The sequence below is a fragment of the Peribacillus sp. YIM B13481 genome (assembly GCF_042787985.1).
Classification (GTDB): Bacteria; Bacillota; Bacilli; order Bacillales; family DSM-1321; genus Peribacillus; species Peribacillus simplex_A.
Map to the genome: position 1 here is coordinate 95,448 of NZ_JBHZPE010000004.1, position 18,052 is coordinate 113,499.

General features: G+C 37.9%; 14 protein-coding genes, 1 pseudogene and 1 riboswitch. Of the genes and pseudogenes, 3 read left to right on the top strand and 12 right to left on the bottom strand.

Annotation, left to right across the window (positions count from 1 at the left end):
• Positions 1 to 2 precede the first annotated feature (2 nt).
• The 4 genes from kdpB to ACFX4X_RS04645 form a co-directional block, all read right to left on the bottom strand.
• Positions 3 to 2,042 carry a potassium-transporting ATPase subunit KdpB gene (gene kdpB / locus ACFX4X_RS04630; RefSeq protein ID WP_377381997.1) on the bottom strand — a complete coding sequence of 680 codons (2,040 nt, stop codon included), beginning with the start codon at positions 2,040 to 2,042 and terminating at the stop codon, positions 3 to 5.
• 21 nt (positions 2,043 to 2,063) lie between these two features.
• Complete coding sequence (kdpA, locus tag ACFX4X_RS04635) at positions 2,064 to 3,737, bottom strand: potassium-transporting ATPase subunit KdpA (RefSeq protein ID WP_377382000.1); 1,674 nt, start codon at positions 3,735 to 3,737, stop codon at positions 2,064 to 2,066.
• Positions 3,738 to 3,762: 25 nt separating this feature from the next.
• Complete coding sequence (locus ACFX4X_RS04640; protein ID WP_081109011.1) at positions 3,763 to 3,837, bottom strand: potassium-transporting ATPase subunit F; 75 nt, start codon at positions 3,835 to 3,837, stop codon at positions 3,763 to 3,765.
• A 191-nt stretch (positions 3,838 to 4,028) separates the two neighbouring features.
• A complete protein-coding gene (locus ACFX4X_RS04645) occupies positions 4,029 to 4,397 on the bottom strand; it encodes a hypothetical protein (RefSeq protein WP_377382003.1) in 369 nt (122 codons plus the stop codon).
• Between the two features lie 391 nt (positions 4,398 to 4,788).
• Positions 4,789 to 4,930, bottom strand: a riboswitch (cyclic di-AMP (ydaO/yuaA leader).
• 242 nt (positions 4,931 to 5,172) lie between these two features.
• Between ACFX4X_RS04645 and ACFX4X_RS04650 the strand changes: the two genes are divergently transcribed.
• Positions 5,173 to 5,529, top strand: coding sequence for a Na-translocating system protein MpsC family protein (locus ACFX4X_RS04650; protein WP_371748431.1), 357 nt, complete (start codon positions 5,173 to 5,175; stop codon positions 5,527 to 5,529).
• Positions 5,530 to 5,608: 79 nt separating this feature from the next.
• Here the strand turns inward: ACFX4X_RS04650 and ACFX4X_RS04655 are convergent.
• Positions 5,609 to 5,932, bottom strand: a pseudogene (locus ACFX4X_RS04655) (amino acid permease); the annotation flags it as partial.
• Positions 5,933 to 6,122: 190 nt separating this feature from the next.
• On the opposite strand from ACFX4X_RS04655, the gene ACFX4X_RS04660 reads away from it, so the two are divergent.
• Positions 6,123 to 6,608, top strand: a complete 486-nt coding sequence (locus tag ACFX4X_RS04660; RefSeq protein ID WP_061463678.1) for a peptidoglycan-binding domain-containing protein — start codon at positions 6,123 to 6,125, stop codon at positions 6,606 to 6,608.
• A gap of 433 nt (positions 6,609 to 7,041) precedes the next feature.
• On the opposite strand, the gene ACFX4X_RS04665 is transcribed toward ACFX4X_RS04660, so the two are convergent.
• The 3 genes from ACFX4X_RS04665 to ACFX4X_RS04675 form a co-directional block, all read right to left on the bottom strand.
• Complete coding sequence (locus tag ACFX4X_RS04665; RefSeq protein WP_284470416.1) at positions 7,042 to 7,626, bottom strand: NAD(P)H-dependent oxidoreductase; 585 nt, start codon at positions 7,624 to 7,626, stop codon at positions 7,042 to 7,044.
• Between the two features lie 521 nt (positions 7,627 to 8,147).
• A complete protein-coding gene (locus tag ACFX4X_RS04670) occupies positions 8,148 to 8,771 on the bottom strand; it encodes a fumarylacetoacetate hydrolase family protein (protein ID WP_284470415.1) in 624 nt (207 codons plus the stop codon).
• Positions 8,772 to 9,451: 680 nt separating this feature from the next.
• On the bottom strand, positions 9,452 to 10,048 hold the full coding sequence (locus ACFX4X_RS04675; protein ID WP_284470413.1) for a TetR/AcrR family transcriptional regulator: 597 nt from the start codon (positions 10,046 to 10,048) through the stop codon (positions 9,452 to 9,454).
• A 290-nt stretch (positions 10,049 to 10,338) separates the two neighbouring features.
• Here ACFX4X_RS04675 and ACFX4X_RS04680 point away from each other — a divergent pair, with 290 nt between their 5' ends.
• On the top strand, positions 10,339 to 11,772 hold the full coding sequence (locus ACFX4X_RS04680; RefSeq protein WP_284472039.1) for a DHA2 family efflux MFS transporter permease subunit: 1,434 nt from the start codon (positions 10,339 to 10,341) through the stop codon (positions 11,770 to 11,772).
• 916 nt (positions 11,773 to 12,688) lie between these two features.
• Here ACFX4X_RS04680 and ACFX4X_RS04685 read toward each other — a convergent pair.
• From ACFX4X_RS04685 to ACFX4X_RS04700, 4 genes are all read right to left on the bottom strand, one after another.
• On the bottom strand, positions 12,689 to 13,396 hold the full coding sequence (locus ACFX4X_RS04685; protein ID WP_089363443.1) for a response regulator: 708 nt from the start codon (positions 13,394 to 13,396) through the stop codon (positions 12,689 to 12,691).
• Positions 13,393 to 14,994, bottom strand: a complete 1,602-nt coding sequence (gene dcuS / locus ACFX4X_RS04690) for a DcuS/MalK family sensor histidine kinase (RefSeq protein WP_377382010.1) — start codon at positions 14,992 to 14,994, stop codon at positions 13,393 to 13,395. Before dcuS ends, ACFX4X_RS04685 begins: the two co-directional genes overlap by 4 nt.
• 595 nt (positions 14,995 to 15,589) lie before the next feature.
• Positions 15,590 to 15,781: a YolD-like family protein gene (locus tag ACFX4X_RS04695; protein ID WP_061463718.1), complete on the bottom strand. Its 192-nt coding sequence runs from the start codon at positions 15,779 to 15,781 to the stop codon at positions 15,590 to 15,592.
• Positions 15,782 to 16,425: 644 nt separating this feature from the next.
• A complete protein-coding gene (locus tag ACFX4X_RS04700) occupies positions 16,426 to 17,769 on the bottom strand; it encodes a 2-hydroxycarboxylate transporter family protein (RefSeq protein ID WP_377382014.1) in 1,344 nt (447 codons plus the stop codon).
• Positions 17,770 to 18,052 lie beyond the last annotated feature (283 nt).

Here is an 18,052-nt window from a genome sequence, read left to right on the forward strand (position 1 = left end):
TTTTAAGCTAAATGAAACATGACTAGGATTACATCGATAAGTTTGATTCCTATGAAAGGAACTATCACTCCACCTAATCCGTATATGAACAAATTCTTGGTTAATAATCTTGAAGCACTCATAGGAACGTATTTTACACCCTTCATTGCCAATGGTATGAGAAGGGGGATAATAACAGCGTTAAAAATTAAAGCTGATAAAATAGCACTTTGTGGTGTAGCCAGATTCATAATATTTAGAGCCTTCATCTGCGGAATGGCCAACATAAACATAGCTGGAATGATCGCAAAGTATTTAGCCACATCATTCGCAATACTGAAGGTTGTCAAGGCACCCCGTGTCATGAGTAACTGTTTCCCGATGGCCACTACCTCGATAATTTTTGTAGGGTCAGAATCCAAATCCACCATATTCGCGGCTTCCTTCGCTGCGACGGTTCCTGTATTCATCGCCAATCCAACATCAGCCTGGGCCAATGCAGGGGCATCATTCGTTCCATCTCCCGTCATGGCCACAAGTTTGCCTTGTGCTTGTTCCTGTTTAATGACAGAAATTTTATCTTCAGGCTTGGCTTCGGCAATAAAATCATCTACTCCGGCTTCTTTAGCAATGGTATTAGCAGTCAATGGGTTATCACCGGTACACATAACGGTTTTAATTCCCATTTTCCGCAATTCATCAAAGCGTTCCCTCATGCCTGGTTTTACTGTATCCTTCAAGTAAATGACACCCAGCACACGGTTTCCTTCTGCAACAACTAGTGGCGTACCACCCGCAGATGCGACTTCATTAGTAATGCTCTCTAAATCCCCAGGTACTTTTTCACCTTGTTGCTGTAAATATTGTCTTATTGAATCAGCAGCACCTTTTCTGATTTTTCTACCATCAGAAAAGTCTGTACCACTCATCCGAGTTTCAGCCGTGAACTCAATTCCTACTGTCCCGGTTTTATCTAATTCTTTATCAGATAAACCGGCTTTTTTAGCAAGTTCGATGACAGATCGGCCTTCAGGCGTTTCATCGTGTAATGATGAATGAACAGCCACTTTATTTAACTCAGCTTGGCTTATCCCCTTAACCGGTAAAAAAGCTGAAGCCATGCGGTTCCCATGGGTGATCGTTCCTGTTTTATCAAGGATTATGGTATTAATGTCACCAGCTGCTTCGACAGCTTTTCCCGACATGGCAATGACGTTAAATTGAGTAACCCTATCCATACCCGCTATCCCAATGGCAGACAATAGGCCCCCAATGGTTGTTGGTATCAAACAGACCAGTAATGCAACTAAGGTTGCTATGGGTAATGTGACTTTAATATAAGAAGCAATTGGTACTAGTGTAGTGCAAACAAGCAAAAAGATAAGGGTCAAACTAATAAGCAGGGTACTCAGTGCAATTTCGTTAGGTGTTTTTTGCCTTTTAGCTCCTTCTACGAGGTTAATCATTCGATCAAGAAAGGATTCACCTGGGTCTGAAGTAACGATAATTTTGATAAAGTCACTGATGACTTTCGTTCCTCCAGTTACAGAACAGAAGTCCCCACCAGATTCTTTGATTACAGGAGCTGATTCGCCAGTAATTGCGGACTCATCTACTGCGGCTACTCCTTCAATTACATTACCATCGGTTGGGATTAAATCATTGGTTTCCACCAAGACAATATCGCCTTTACGGAGTTCTGTGGCTTCCACAACCATTATAGAACCATCTTTTTGCCATAACTTTGCCTTGGTATCCTGTTTCGTCTTTTTCAGGCTTTCGGCTTGCGCTTTACCCCGCCCCTCTGCTAATGCTTCGGCAAAGCTAGCAAAGAGTATTGTAACAAGCAGTATTACGCTTACGGCTATGTTATAACCCCTATCCGATGTTCCTCCAAAAAAGTTTGGGAATATGGATAGTAAAAGAGTGATTACAAATCCTATTTCAACTACAAACATGACAGGATTTCGAGCCATTATTCTTGGATCTAATTTTTTAAAGGCATCTTTTATAGCTTGCCAGACAATTTCCTTATTGAGAGTCCCTTTACGCGTTGTACTCATTGAGAATACTCCTTTTCTTCATTATCTAATTGTGAGCCATTCTGCTACTGGTCCGAGTGCAATTACTGGGAAGAACGTCAAAGCGCCAATAACTAATACCGTTGCTAAGAGAATGACCAGGAAAGTGCTATTATCTGTCTTAAACGTTCCAATCGTCTCGGGAACTCGTTTCTTTGTAAGTAATGAACCTGCGACAGCGATTAGTGCAATCATAGAAAAGTAACGGCCAAACAGCATGACTAAGCCGGTGGATAGATTCCAAAATGGAGTGTTATCCCCTAAACCTTCAAATCCGGAGCCATTATTAGCTGCTGAAGAGGTAAACTCATAAACAACCTGCGAAATTCCATGAAAACCCGGATTAGAAATAGCCGAAGTGCCCATTTGTGTAGCTAAAGCTATGGCCGACGGAACTAAGATGATTAATGGATGTAAAAGGATGGCAATCGCTATTAGTTTCATTTCCCTACCTTCAATTTTCTTACCTAAAAACTCCGGCGTTCGTCCAACCATCAACCCGGCAATGAATACAGCCATTATTGCGTACATAAGAATATTGACCGTCCCTACTCCATCACCGCCAAACACACAGTTCAACATCATTTCTGCCAATGGCACTAATCCTCCAAGTGGAGTAAGCGTATCATGCATATTATTGACTGTACCTGTAGTAGCTGCTGTCGTAACGGCTGTAAAAAGGGCACTCTGTGCGATTCCAAACCGCACCTCCTTCCCTTCCATACTTCCATTCTCTTGAGAAATCCCTATTCTCTCTAATGCTGGATTTCCATTTTGTTCGCTGAAATACGTAACACCTAAGAACACAAGGAACATTAATCCCATTGCTAAAAAAAGAATCCAACCTAATTTCTTGTTTTTTGCCATATATCCAAACGTTAATGGAAGGGCAACAGGTATCAGAAACATTGATAAAATCTCTAATATATTGGTGAAACCATTAGGATTCTCAAAGGGATGTGCCGAGTTGACACCAAAAAATCCACCGCCATTTGTCCCTAAATGTTTAATAGACTCTAACGCAGCTACTGGCCCACGTGCAATATTCTGCTTCGCACCTTCCAATGTAGTTGCAATGGCCGTAGGATCAAGGGTTTGCGGAACCCCTTGAGATACTAGGACAAGACCGATTAAGATAGATAACGGCAGTAGTACCCGGGTGATGGAACGAATTAAATCCACATAAAAATTCCCCATACTGAACTGCCCGGTCAGGCCTCTGAAAAAAGCCATACATAACGAAAGACCGGTAGCTGGTGTCGTGAACATCAAAAATATGATGACGACCATTTGCGATAAATAAGAAAGTCCCGATTCCCCGCTGTAGTGCTGTAAATTGGTATTGGTAAGGAAGCTTACAGCAGTATTGAATGCCAATAATGGATCCATGTTGTCTATCTTACTTGGGTTACCCGGTAAAATTCCTTGAAATCGAATGATCATGTACGAAATAATAAACATGACTAAATTACTCAATAGTAGTGCCTTTACATATTGCTTCCAGTTCATATCACCGGTATTAATACCAGATAATTTATAAATGCCCCTTTCTAACCATCCAAACATCCGATCTTGTTTTGTTGTTTCAAGGGAATAAACATTAGCTAAATATTTCGCCAGTGGTATTGCCAGGATAATGACGAGTGCCAATACCAGACCGATTTGTAAAAAATCCATTTGCATTTCCTCCGTTTTGTAGCTATTAATATTTTTCCGGGTAAATTAAAGCATGAATTAAATACAACGAAAGTGCTCCAACAATAAATAATAAAAACATCGTTTCTACTCTCCTTTTTCTTCTATAACTTTGTTACAAAAATGGATAAATCCAAAAAATGTTAAGAATGAAAAAGCTGTAAGTGAAACTGATATAAGATCCATTGACGTCTCTCCTTCCAAACTATAAAAATTTCAAACTAAAATGTACTCACCCCCTTTGAGTTTCTTAAAGAAACTAGGTTCCACTTGTTAGCAGCCAGTTATAGCTGTAACATTCTGGTTTACTGAAGATGACAAAATCAGCTCCCATTTTTTATATAGACTAGAATATTGATGATCATGAGTGACAACAAAAAACCTATAAGATTTGAACTCTGAAAATATTTTCACAAGATTAATTCCATCAAACAGAGAATTAGGGAATAGATAAACACAGTTATCCTGCTCTGATTTATGAACCATTTTTCCATCACATTCCTTCAGGTTTCTTGTAGGCTTAAACCATTCTTCATCATAGTCTACAGTTTCTACATTACTTGTATCCGTGTGGGTGGCCCCTATACTTTCCTTTACAGATATAAATAATTTTCCTTTTCCAACAAGCAGCACTTTTCCCATACAATCCACCCCATTAGTACTTTCTCTTATTAATTTTCAATCTGCATTCTTTCTGGGGAAGAGAAGCCTGCCAGTTGATAACATAAAAAAATAGACCAATGCTTACTCTTTCCCCATGTATGCAGCCATGCAGTAGCTATCCATATCCCCGCGTTAATAAATACGATTCACGCATCGGTTATTGGATTAATTGCAAAGCAAACATATAAAATTGGAGAAAAAGTACTCATTGGTCTACTTATCACCCAGCAAGCTTTACAGCTCTCTGTGCGATCTGTCTTCCAAGACACCTTTTCGTTTATAGGCATAATAAAAAGACCTACGGAAATGACAGGTTGCTATCTTGCTACAAACATAACAAAAAAAGCCTCCTGAATTAAGGTGGTCTTATGACCTCCTTCGCTTTAGCCGACGAAGTTAGCTGACGGGTAGGATGGCGAAAGAGTATCTCATCCCTTCTGCAAATGCAGAATTAACCCCAAAAATAGTGGGTCCTCCGTTCTCAATTTCTTGAGATTTGGCCGATATCAAATTGTTATTTATGTGGATTATTCTACGCTCATCATTAAATGTTTGTAAACCTCATAAAATCACGATATTAATTCAAAATCGACCAAATAAAGTCATTTTAGTCCGAATAAGTCATCAAAAGCTAACTTTACTTAATAATTCTAGTGATTACATTTTTTTATAGGTTTGTAAACTTACATTGACAATAACTAAGGTTGGGCATTATGATAAATCCCATAAATTCCCGAGATAAAATGGAGGCATTATGTTAAATCCAAAAAAGAAACTTGAAGCAGAAATAAGTGCAGCATTTATTAAGTTCCAGCGTGATCTGATAGGCAGAGGACCACAGGAAGCAAAAACATATATAATTAATGACATGTTGATTACTCGTTTTAAAGGGGTCCTGACTGTGGAAGAAAAGCATCTTGTCAGTCACAATTCCGGCAAAAAACTTGTAAAAAAAATGCGCTCGCTTCTTCGTGAAATGTACACTAAGGATTACGAAAAAATAGTTGAAGATCATACTGGATGTAAAGTTCTTTCTTCCCATAGTGATATTAGCACTAAAACAGGTGAAAGAATTGAAGTTTTTATACTGGATAAAGATTTAGAGAGGTAATTAGAAACCATCAAATAATACTGTTTAAGTTACATGAATTATCATTTTTATAAAATTTATATATATATTTTAGGTTAGAAGGCTCGCATGTTGTAAGTCGCAACAGATCGCCAACAGCTTCATAGTGCTTTCTAATTCGATGAAAGGTTAAAATAATGATAGGTAGAAATACCAATACCTACAAAACCTGTGGAATTTAGTAAAAAAAGAACATCATTGTGATGATAAAGTTAATTAACCCGCCAATTGAATTAATAATTAGTTTTGGAATCCAACCTTTAGGTTTTTCTCTAACCCATTTAAGCATCATTCCTGTTTGGGATAAGGGAAAAGGGATAAATACTCCAACAGCGTAAAAAGGTATCAGATGATCTGTTTCTCCTTTGAACACAATGATTAAGAGCTAGCATCTTCTTTTAAAGCTTTAAGGATTTTCTCTATTGTTCGTACAACTTATCCAATTTTGTGGTCCTACTGGTGACTATGTTTGTTTAGCAGTTTCAAAATAAACAGGACATTTGTCGGAAGGGGAATATAAAATCTGAGGGGAACTAGTAAGGTGTATTGAAAATAAAAAAGAGGGAGATGGCGCTTTGAAGAAATTACTTACCTGTTTGATAGTATTAGCAATAGTCCTGGGGATATCTTTTTCCACTGCTTCAGCATCTGCCGGAGGATTTCACCACCCGCAAAGCTGGGATAAAAACTCGATTTTGCGGAAGGACACTCATGGGGTGGAAGTCAAAAATATGCAGTATATCCTCAATGTCATGGGTTTTTATACTGATTCAGCAGTGGTTGACGTTGATGGGATTTTTGGGCCGAAAACCGAAGCGGGTGTAAAGAAATATCAAAAAGAAAACCATCTGATAGTGGATGGTGTGGTTGGCCCCAAGACGTGGACCAGTTTCTCGCAATATATTAAAAAGAATGGCGAGAACACCTATGGAGCAGGCGGGTACATGGGTCTCAGAATCAAATGGAAGTACGACGATTCTTCTTATACATCAGGCTCAAAAGCCTATATTTACGGTAATGGAGATACATTAAGTGACCAATATCGCCTGTATGCGAATTAAAAACTCAGGTAGGAGGCCCTTATTAGTTAAATGAGGCTAAAAGATAGGTCCTCCGCTTCTAAGCGATGTCAATGAAGGAGAGAGGGATAATTCTTTTAAAATTCTCCTTTCTATTAGTTTCAGGTTAATTGTAAAAAGCCGATGATTCCTACGAAAGAATCATCGGCTCTATTCATTCAGAACTATGCGCTTTCCTCCAACCTAATTTGAAGGAAATAAGATTAACCTTTACTTAAGACAAGAGATCATAAGGTTAATGAAGCAATTTTTCACAAAAGGGAAGCCCCTTCTTCTCATTCTGAAGAGGGGGCTTCCCTTTTGTTGTAAAGAAAGAAAGCTGCCTCTGCAATTTCTTTTAATAAAGCACCTGTGGTTCAAAACCTTTCAAGACTCCCCAGTAGTGAGCAGGCTTTTTTTCAACATTTGTATATGATCATGAGAAATGGGAATTAATTGTATCTTCAACTTTCTTTAACATACCTTTATATGAGTCTTCATCAAGGTAACCAATACTTCCGAATAGTAAATGTTCCACAGGTTCTATTCCAGTGAAATCGAATATCCCAATGTCGGAGGTAACTTTCAAGCCTGCTGTCATACCCACCTTATCGTAAACCTCGTTAGGCGCTCCATGTGTATTGATAATAAAACCCTTTTTACCTTTTAATAACTTAATTACACCTTCTTCTCCAGCAGAATAAGCAAACCCAAATGCAAATACTCGGTCTACATACCCTTTAAGAATTGCTGGAAGACCAGTCCACCATATAGGGTAAATAAATGTTATAACATCTGCATCCGTAATAAATTCTTGTTCCGTTTTAATATCATTTGGAGTATTTCCTGCTTTCATAGCTGCTGTATCTTCTGGTGTCAGTACAGGTTGAAAATCAAGTGCATATAAATCACGGACAACAACTTCGTGACCATTTTTCTTTAATGCATGAACTGCTGTTTCCAAAATAGAGTGATTTAAGCTTTCAGGGTTTGGATGTGCATAAACAACTAGGTGCTTCATTTTAAATATCCTCCAAGTATTCAATAATTTTCATTAGATTATTAAACTTTACCTAATATTATAGTGTTAGACATTTTTTTAAAAGTAGTCATTTTCTTATAACATAGTCACAAAAATAGTACCATTGAGAATGATATGCATTAATTATGGTTTTTATTATCAATCCAAACAAAGGAAATTGAGTTCGTGGAATATAAAAGGCCTGGGAGCCTTTATGAAAAAAAGAGGATTTATGGACTATTCAGAAGAAACTGTTTCAGATATTTTTGTATACAGGAAACATAATTACAACAGACCAATGACGTTAGAACTAGAATACCATCACGTGAATTATATTCCTCACTACTATATTAGACTTATTATCAACAAAGCCAATGGTTTTCTACATCATTTGCTCCCTTATTTAATTTTCCGAGTACTGATATTACCTCTTTATTAGCTACTCTATCCTGCCATTTAGTTGCAATGACATCTGGGGACTTAATAAAAAAACAGTCAAAAATGACTGCTCTTCTTTATGGTTATAGTGTGACTGAACAGGATCCAATTTCATTTCCACCCCAGTTTAGTGAAAGCTTGTCTTGATCTGAAAGAGGACCGACGCCACTTGGAGTTCCGGTAAAAATAATATCTCCTTTTCCAAGCCCAAAATGCTCTGCTGTAAACTCGATTATCGTTTGCAAATCAAAAAGTAAGTCTTTAATATTTCCGACTTGTACACGCTCTCCATTTTTTAAAAGAGAAAAATCTAATTGTTCACATGCTTCGACACCCTGAAATGGAATAAAATCACTAACAACCGCTGAATTTTTAAATCCTTTAGCCAAAAGCCAAGGATGCTGTTTTTGCTTTAACTGTGCTTGAACATCTCTAAGTGTTAAATCCAACCCAATGGCCATAGCATCAACTATTTCATCTACTTTCATTCCTGTTTGGAACTGCTTTGCGATATGTATGACAAGTTCTGTTTCATAGTGAATGGAACCCTGATTACTTGGCAACGTAATTAACTGGCCATTTGCTTCTGCAAGTGAATGAGTTGGTTTTGAAAATAAAAAAGGGGAAGTTGGGATTTCATTATTTAATTCTTTTGCATGTAAAGCGTAGTTTCGACCTACACAATAGATATTTTTAATGTCTTTCATTACTAAACTCACTCTTTTCTTTAAATGTAATTTCATGCTAAAAAATGTAATGATTCGATAGTAACAGGAACATACTCTAATAATCTTAAATATATTTTATATTTTTCTGACTTTTTATACAACCGTCCTAACTATTAAAGAAGACCAAATTGAATAACATAATTCGTTTTATCAAGTATGTTCGACGATGTTAGGATTTATATTTTTTCAAGAAGTAAAGGCCATGGCTTCTGAGTAGAAGCCATGCATATATATAAAATGAAGCAGACTCCCCATAGGGGGAAGCCTGCTCAAAGTCTTAAGAGCTTGTTATTCCTCTTGTTCAACATGTAGCCAATGCATTCCCTGCCACATTGTTGCAGTTCGAGTCAGATGATATGGATCCTGCTCCAGGTATTTTCTCTTCCTGTCATATATTTATCTAAAATCCAGCCGTTCACATTAAACATAAGAAAGGAAGCGAGATATGGAATGGACATCAAGGCACTTACTGACAACAAGTCTAACCCTTTACTTACCAAATAAGAAGGCATCCAGGAAATCATAACCCAACTCACGATATTGGAAAAAATTCAGTAAAGAAGATCTTCCAAAAATTATTTGTTTTACATACCTTGTTTCGTTAAAAAGAACGACTTTTCTTATCGCCCACAAATACCAGGAATTCTAATTATAACGAATTAAGAATTTTTATCTTGAAAATGGTAGAGCAAGAAGTGCTGTTTTGCGAGAAAATGCGGTGTATACGGCATGTCGTTTCGCAGCCAAGAAACTATAGTGCCTATCAATGCTGAAGATCCGTGCCAAATAGCTATATCCTTTTGAATTCCTGCTTTATAAAAGAAAGAATCATTTCCCAAAACCTCTAACCTTGCAGTTATTATTTCAGTTAGCATATTTAACAAGCGTTCAGTAAAGATAGGTACCCTCTTCGAACCTAATATCACTTTATAAAATTTAGCATGTTTAGCAATATGATCAAGCATCCGCACCAGCATTACAAAATCCGTATCGTCGGCAGCACCCTCGTTCACAGGCTGACTGTTCACAGCGGGCTGAATATCTTCAATCATATCATCAGCCATTTTTTCTAACATATCGGGTATATCCCGATAATGGAGGTAAAACGTAACACGGCTAATTGTAGCGCGCTCCGCTATGCGGCTAACAGACATTCTCTCAATATCCATTTCCTGCAGCAAATCAATAAAAGCCTCTTTTATTAAAAGCCGCGTACGAAGAATTCGGGGATCTGTATGACCCTTGTAATTATCCATCATTTTACTTTTCCTTTCTCTTGGTATTAAAATATACAATTTCTTTAGGTAATGTACTATATTCCCCAAATAAACAACACAATTAGGTTTAGTGTAAACTAATTTACATTTTGCATTTTATTGTAAATTGTAAGAACGGGAATTCCTAACTATAATCTGTTTTATGCAGTGTTAATTATCTTACACATTGTAAAATAAATCTAGTGAGAAATAGAAAGGAAGTTTGTAGGTTGAGTAAAGGTATCAATACAACTAGTAGGTCGATTAAAAAAGGACCTATCTTGTTCATTATGATTTTGGGGGCTTTTCTAGCCACGCTAAATCAGACAATCATGAGCGTTGCAACCCCAGAACTAATGGTTGATTTTAATATTTCGGCGGCAACTGCACAATGGCTGACAACTGGCTATTTGCTAGTGAATGGTATTCTAATTCCAATCACAGCGTATTTCATGCGAAGGTTCACCACCCGCCAGCTTTTTCTAGCTTCGATGCTAATCTTTCTTGCAGGTACGATAGTATCTGCTGTAGCAACAACCTTTCCGGTTCTTTTGACTGGGCGCATGATTCAGGCAGCGGGAGCTGGCATTATTATGCCACTACTTACGAATGTCATTTTCACAATCTATCCTCCCAATAAAAGAGGTGCAGCCATGGGAATGGTAGGCTTTGCAATCATTTTTGCGCCTGCCATCGGTCCTACTCTAGCAGGATATATCCTGGAAAACTATGAATGGGAATTAATGTTCTACGGCATGATTCCGTTTACCCTTTTGGTGATTATCTTCGGCTTCATTTACCTGAAGAACGTCTCGGAACAAGTTATCACCAAGATGGACATTATAAGTGTAATCCTTTCTACTATAGGGTTTGGCACTCTGTTATATGGCTTCAGCCGAGCCGGCAGTGAAGGCTGGTCCAGCAGTGAAGTGCTTGTATCTATTGCCGTAGGAGTCTCAGCACTTGGACTTTTTACCCGGAGGCAGTTAACTTCTCAGAATCCCCTGTTGGATCTGCGGGCCTTCAAGTACAATATGTTCTCCCTTACAACCATTATCAACATTGCGGTTACCATGGTTATGTATGCAGATATGATGTTGCTTCCACTGTACTTGCAAAGTGCACGCGGCTATACAGCTTTAGAATCCGGATTGTTACTTCTCCCCGGTGCGCTTGTGATGGGCTTCTTAATGCCAATTACAGGTAGGCTGTTTGATCGATATGGTGCAAAATGGCTGTCCATAATTGGGTTAATAATTACGATTATTACAACTATCGGCTTTATTGATTTGACAGATTCAACTAGCTATACCTATTTAGTTCTCATGTCTACGGGCCGTCGAATTGGAATGGCGCTGATGCTTATGCCTATTCAAACAGCAGGTTTAAATCAATTGCCTTCAAGCTTGACTGCTCATGGCACAGCAATTTCCAATACCATTAGGCAAGTAGCAGGCGCAGTTGGTACTTCCCTTCTTGTAACAGTAATGACGAACCGCACCGAAACACATTTTAAGGAAATGATGTCCACTGGCGGAAATATGGCAAGTCAAAAACATATGATAACAGAAGCCACCATTCAGGGCATTAATGATGCTTATGTTGTAATTATCGGAATTGGACTAATTGGATTAATTCTTTCGTTTTTTATAAAACGTGTGGGGCAAGTCTCTGAGGAAGATTCTGGTGCTAAAATACAAAAAGTTATGATCAAAGAGACTTAAGAAATCATAATGTCAATCACTGAATGAAAAATAAAGAATTCCGAACAATTTATTAGTGATCATGCTTGTAGTGAATCTGTTCTAAATATTCATTGGTAGTATGGGATTAGCTATGTGATTTAATCACCTAGAACTGAGCAGACACCATGTCTATAGTTGTTTCCATGTATTGAATATAAAAGTTGATTTGCTATAAGCATGATTATTTATAAAGTATGTATCAATTTTGAAGGAGGAATAGTATGGATAAAGAAGTACTTTTATATCAATAAAGAAGCCCTTGAATATAGATCGCAAAAACTTTCCGATATTCAGGAAACACTTGATCTAAAGTGGGATGAAACGGAAGTTTAGCTTCCACATACATATTTATTACGATTTCCTGTTGTCTTGTCAAATTCCGAAGGTCTAAAAACTGATTTCCTCTAATCTTATGAGGTTCTAAATCCACATCCAGACCAACTACCTGAATTCATTATTTTTTCTCCGCTACTAATTAACCAGCAGCCCAAGTACTCCATGTAGTGTCATAGCTTCGCTTGTTATGGCCGATCTTATAATACGAACGTACCTGTTAGGGGAACATAGACGCATATATCATAAACTAATATTTAACAAGGCTACCCCGAATACATCTATCTCACAAAAGAATAAAGTCAATATTAACAGTTTCAAAACCATCTGCTCGAAGTCGTGAGTTAATCTGTCCTCGATGATACTGACCTTGCAATGCTACGACAGAGCCTAATTTGATATTTGCACCTTCAAGCACCTTTTGGATTCGGTTATTCTGTCATTCACGGTCCACCGATTCTTAACCCCTGATTCCCGTATATTAAATGAGTCCATTTGGTACCCTACTATATCAAAATATCCGAATGTTAACTAAAAAAAGTAAGCGGACAATATTGACCGCTTAAAGGAATTTTTTAATTATATTTTCTTTTGCTTCATTATACTTATATTGGTAAATCGGTCTCCCTATGGTTCCATAATGAACTTGAACATAAAGAGCATCCATGTCACTCAAAAATTTTAAATACTTTCTTACCGATACCCTTGAGATGCCGACACGGCCTGCGATCTCTTCAGTTGAAAACGGAGACCCACCCATGCTTTGTGCTGTTTCCCATATTATTTGTAACGTACCTTGTGTCAATCCTTTCGGCAGTTCTTCTGCCATTACTCTAGGATTCTTGTGAAGGATTTGCCGATCTAACTCCTTTTGACTTAATACATGCTGATTTTTCATAAACATGAATTTCTCTCGATAGGCTGATAAAGCTTCATTAAATCGGTCAAATTCAAAGGGCTTAATTAAGTAATCAACTGCTCCGTACCGCAGTGCTGTTTGAATCCTATTCATATCCGAAGCAGCTGTAATAAAAATTACATCTGCTTTCATCCCTGTTTCCCTTATAAGCAACAACAAATCCAATCCATTCATCCCAGGTATAAAAATATCTAGTAAAATTAAATCGATTGTCTGTTTCTCCAATAGGTTTAAAGCTTCATTTACAGAAGAAACAACAGACACTAGCTGAAATCCTTCTACTTGCTCCAGATAGCGTTTGTTAAACTCCGCTACCATCGGATCGTCCTCTACGATGAGCACACGTATCATTCTGTATCACCCTTGCAATCATATGGTATATAAACAACAAATCTCGTTCCTTGAGATGGCTTAGAGGAGATTTCTAAATCTCCACCAAGCCTTTCCAGGCTTTGACTGACTAAAAAAAGTCCTAATCCCCTTTCTTTTCCCTTAGTAGAAAATCCTCTATCGAACATATAATCTTGCGTTCCCTTTTCCATCCCGACTCCGGTGTCCTTTACTTCGATTGTTAAAATATCATCTCCGTAATCAAAATGCACTTCTATTTGCTTACGCGGACAGCTTGTTAGTGATTCTAGAGCATTGTCGATTAAATTCCCCAATATTGTAATTAGCTCGTGGGACATATAAGAATTAAGCGGCTCAGGCACTTGACGTTCACTCGTTATATTTAACTCCGCATCGGCTTCACGAGCATGACTTAATTTTCCTATCAGAAATCCTGCCAGGACAGGATCTTTTATATTTCTGGTTATAGCATCAATTTCATTGTTTCGATGATTTACCAATTCCTTTATATAATTTAACAGTTGATCATGATAACCCATATGTGACATTCCTAAAATTACATGCAGCTTATTCATAAACTCATGAGATTGAGCACGGAGCGCCTCTGCATACGAACGTACCCCAGTCAATTGTTCAGCCAGTTGTTGAATTTCTGTTTTATCACGGAATGTCGAAACTGCTCCCACTATCTTGTCATTTAAAAAGATCGGCACACGGTTTACCACCAAAGTGATACCGTTTAAAACCATCTCTTCGTCTAACTCGGTTTTCCCGGTCTCCAATATCCAGCACAGTCTTGAGTTCGACAAGTATTCTTCCAGTTTCATTCCCAACGGGTCTTGAGTTAACCCTGCCTTATTGAATAAACGTAAAGCCGTTTTGTTTACCAGTGTAATCCGGGACTCCTGGTCAACGGCTATAATTCCCTCCCTTACTGATTGCAAGATAGCATCTCGCTCTTGAAATAACTTAGCTATAGCAAAGGGCTCCAGACCAAAAAGAATTCTCCTGACATACCTTGCCAATAGTATAGCACCTAAAATACCCGCTGCTATTCCAAATAAGGTTCCCGTATAGGTATTTTTTCGACCTTGACTTACTGCTTTTTGAACGTCATTTAAGGAAATACCTACCGCTACAACACCTAGCTGCTTACCCTTACGGTCGAAAATTGGTGTAAAGGAACGAAGGGATGTCCCTAAAGTGCCCTTTGATACAGAAATATGTTCTTTTCCATGTAAGGCAATCGTCTCATCCCCGCCGACGAATTGCTTTCCTATCTTGGCAGGATCGGGATGCGACTTACGGATTTTATTCATATCCATCACCACAACAAATTGTACATTAGTAAGACGGCGGGTTTCCTCTGCAAACTCTTGAATAGAACTTTCCTTTTCTTGCTTACCCAAAGTTTCCGTTACAAGTTGTGAATGTGCTACCATACGCGCCACATTGGTTGCTTTTTCTTCCTGATCCTTTTCTATGCTCGCCGCTATTGTTCTACTGATTAATAAATCAGTCACGAGCAATGAAAGAGCTACTACACTACAAACCAATATCGTTATTGTCGCTTGTAGGGTCCACTTTCTTCCTTTCATAATTTCTCTCCCCACTCTCTTGGAACCCATGACACTGTATCCCTTGCAAGCTGTCATTTACCAGCATTTTCATAATCCTGAATATTTTTTTGTTAGCCATACCTAATTGGCCTATAGCTTCAATCATATTAGTATACCCACCAGCAAAATAATACAAAAGTGGTAAAACCTAAAGATTTATAAGTCTTATAACTAGGCTGTTTTCACATACTTTGTTGCTATTTACCAGGTAGTGAGTTGTGGTTGATTTCCCCTCCAGATGCTCGCTATCCGCGGGGCGGGCGGTGAGCCTCCTCGGCGTAAACGCCTGTGGGGTCTCACCTGTCCCGCTGCTCCCGCAGGAGTCTCGCACTTCCGCTCCAATCAACCTTAAATAGTTTCGTTTTAAAAACAACAATCTTTACGAAAAGAGCCTATAACTAAAAATAAAAAGAGGCGAATCATCTACATACGGCAGATGATTTGCCTCCTTTTACTTAAATCGACTTTTTCAATCCCCTTTTTACCATTTGGGGATTATTGAGTTGGTTGCTTAGTTAATGATTCTAAAAGAATCAAACAATTTCATTTCCAAGCTTTAAAATTCGAACCACAATTAAAGCGATTCATGAATTTCCTTAATACCGGATAAACGAATGGTCAGAACCTTTTGCTGTTCAACTTTTAAAGACAGGGTTTGTTGATGTAAATCAAGGTTACAAATACGGCCCTTACATATTTGTAACGATTCATTCTGATAATAGGTAATGGTCATTAAGCAATTTTTTGATAATTCTTTTAAGAACATTTACTTCTCTCCTTTCTTACTAGTGGTTTATATGAAAAAATATACTAAAATGATTGACTAGGTATAAAAGACGACGAGAAGGGCATCCGCTTTAGGGTTTGGATTAAGTCTTTTTACTTTTTATATCAGAAATTAGGGAACGCTTACATCGATTTTTGAACAACTTCCATTTAAACAAATTTGGCTTGGATATACTAAGTCCACTCCTGTTTAATGGCATTCAATGTCCAATTGACTGTTTTTGTGAAACACCGGTTTCCATTGGACGTTTGCAACAGCTGCTGTAACATATGCTGCTACTCGGCGATTAAAAAGATCTGGAATCACATATTCCTCGTAAAGGTCCTGAAATTCAATCTAGCAATTGCATAAACTACAAGCTTCATATCCTCATTGATTGTTTTCCCATGAACGTCAAAGGTACCACCAAAATGCAAGGGAATGCGCGGACATTATTGATCTGATTTGGGAAACCCGAGTGTCCGGTTCCTGCTACAAGTGCTCCCGCTTTTGTTGCCTCTAAAGGCATTATTCCGGAACCGGATTGGCTATGGCAAAAATGAGTTATTTTAACAATATAGTATCGGCGCATTTGACTTAAAAAACTTAGTCTATCATCCGTTCACACTATTTTATTATAGTTTTTAACTTAATAATTTCATTAAGAGTGTTGCTAATATAACAGTGGCAGCACCGCCAAGTCTTGTTGAAACTTGTGCAAACGGCATTAATGACATACGGTTGGAAGCTGATAAAATGGCTACATCGCCTGTTCCTCCTAAACCGCTGTGACAGCCTGTTACAATCGCTGAATCAACTGGATACATATTCATAAATTTCCCAACAACATACCCAGTCCCTACCATCGTTATAACAACTACAGAACAAACTAAAACATAAGCTGGAGTTATAATTTTGACTACATCTTCTAATGGGATATAGAGCATACCTAACCCAACCATTAGAGGCCATGTTAAACTTGTGGAAATAAATTTGTATAAATGATAGGCGCCTTGTTCCATTTTTGCAGGCATCACTTTCAAACATTTGACAAGTGTTGCAGCTACAATCATGAGTACAGGACCTGGAATGCCAAGAAATTTATGCGCTAGGCTTCCGAAGATGAAGAAACCGCAGGCAATCAATAATCCGGCACCCATTAGTGAAAAATCAACAGGTTTATTAATATTAGTTTCTTGGGTGATCCCGTCGCCACCTTTCGTTTTCACTAATACACCATTACCAGTAAGTTCCGGTTTTTTCTCCCCTAAACGTTTCAGTAAACCGGCACAAATAATCGCTATGATATTTCCAATGACAGCTGCCGGAATCATTTGGGATACAAATGTTTCAGCAGATGCACCTAAAATTTGAGAATATGCCAGGGAAAGCGGTAAGATTCCTTCTCCAATTCCTCCGCCAATAATTGGTACGACAATAAAGAAGAATGTATGTTTTATATCGTATCCTAACAATGAACCTACTAAAACTCCCGCTGCAACAGAAACAAGCGTTCCTACCACGAGTGGAACAAACATACGCGTAAATCCTTGTAATAATACTTGACGGTTCATACCAAGAATACTGCCTGCAACTAAACAAGAAATATAAAGGTAAAGGAAGTTAGATGTTTTCATCAAGGTTGTTACCGCTTCCATTGCAGCCGGATTAACCAAATTATAAAATACCATAATAGACGGGATTAAGAGCGCTAAAATCGCCGGACCACCAATATCTTTCACTATAGGAATTTTCAACCCTATATCCCCAAGTAAAATTCCCATAACCATGATAACGGCAAAACCACCAATCATATCAGGCGGGAGTTGATTATATACTGATGCACCATAAATAATAAGCGCCAAGGCTATATAAAGAGGTAGCGGAATAACGCCTACTTTCACCTCTTTAAGTTTGGATAAAAAGCTTTGGTTATCTCCTTTTTCTTCAATATAAGGAAGCGGTTTCATTTTCTTTGCTGATTTCATTTTTTAACCTCCTGTTATTTGACTCCTATTATTTGCTATACTTAATTTAAGTGATTTTCAAAAAACTTTATAGCTTATGTAACTTTTGTAAGCGTTTTTTAATTAAAAAAAGTAAGCAAATCCACTTACAATAGATGATTACGAATTCAGCATTGTTGAGGAAACGGAAAAGAATAAAAAAAAATCATTATGTTCCATTTAGCTTAACCTGAAAACGGGCAATTTATTGTAATTGGCCCATATTGTAAATCAATCAATTTCAAGATGATGTATTAAGTTAAAT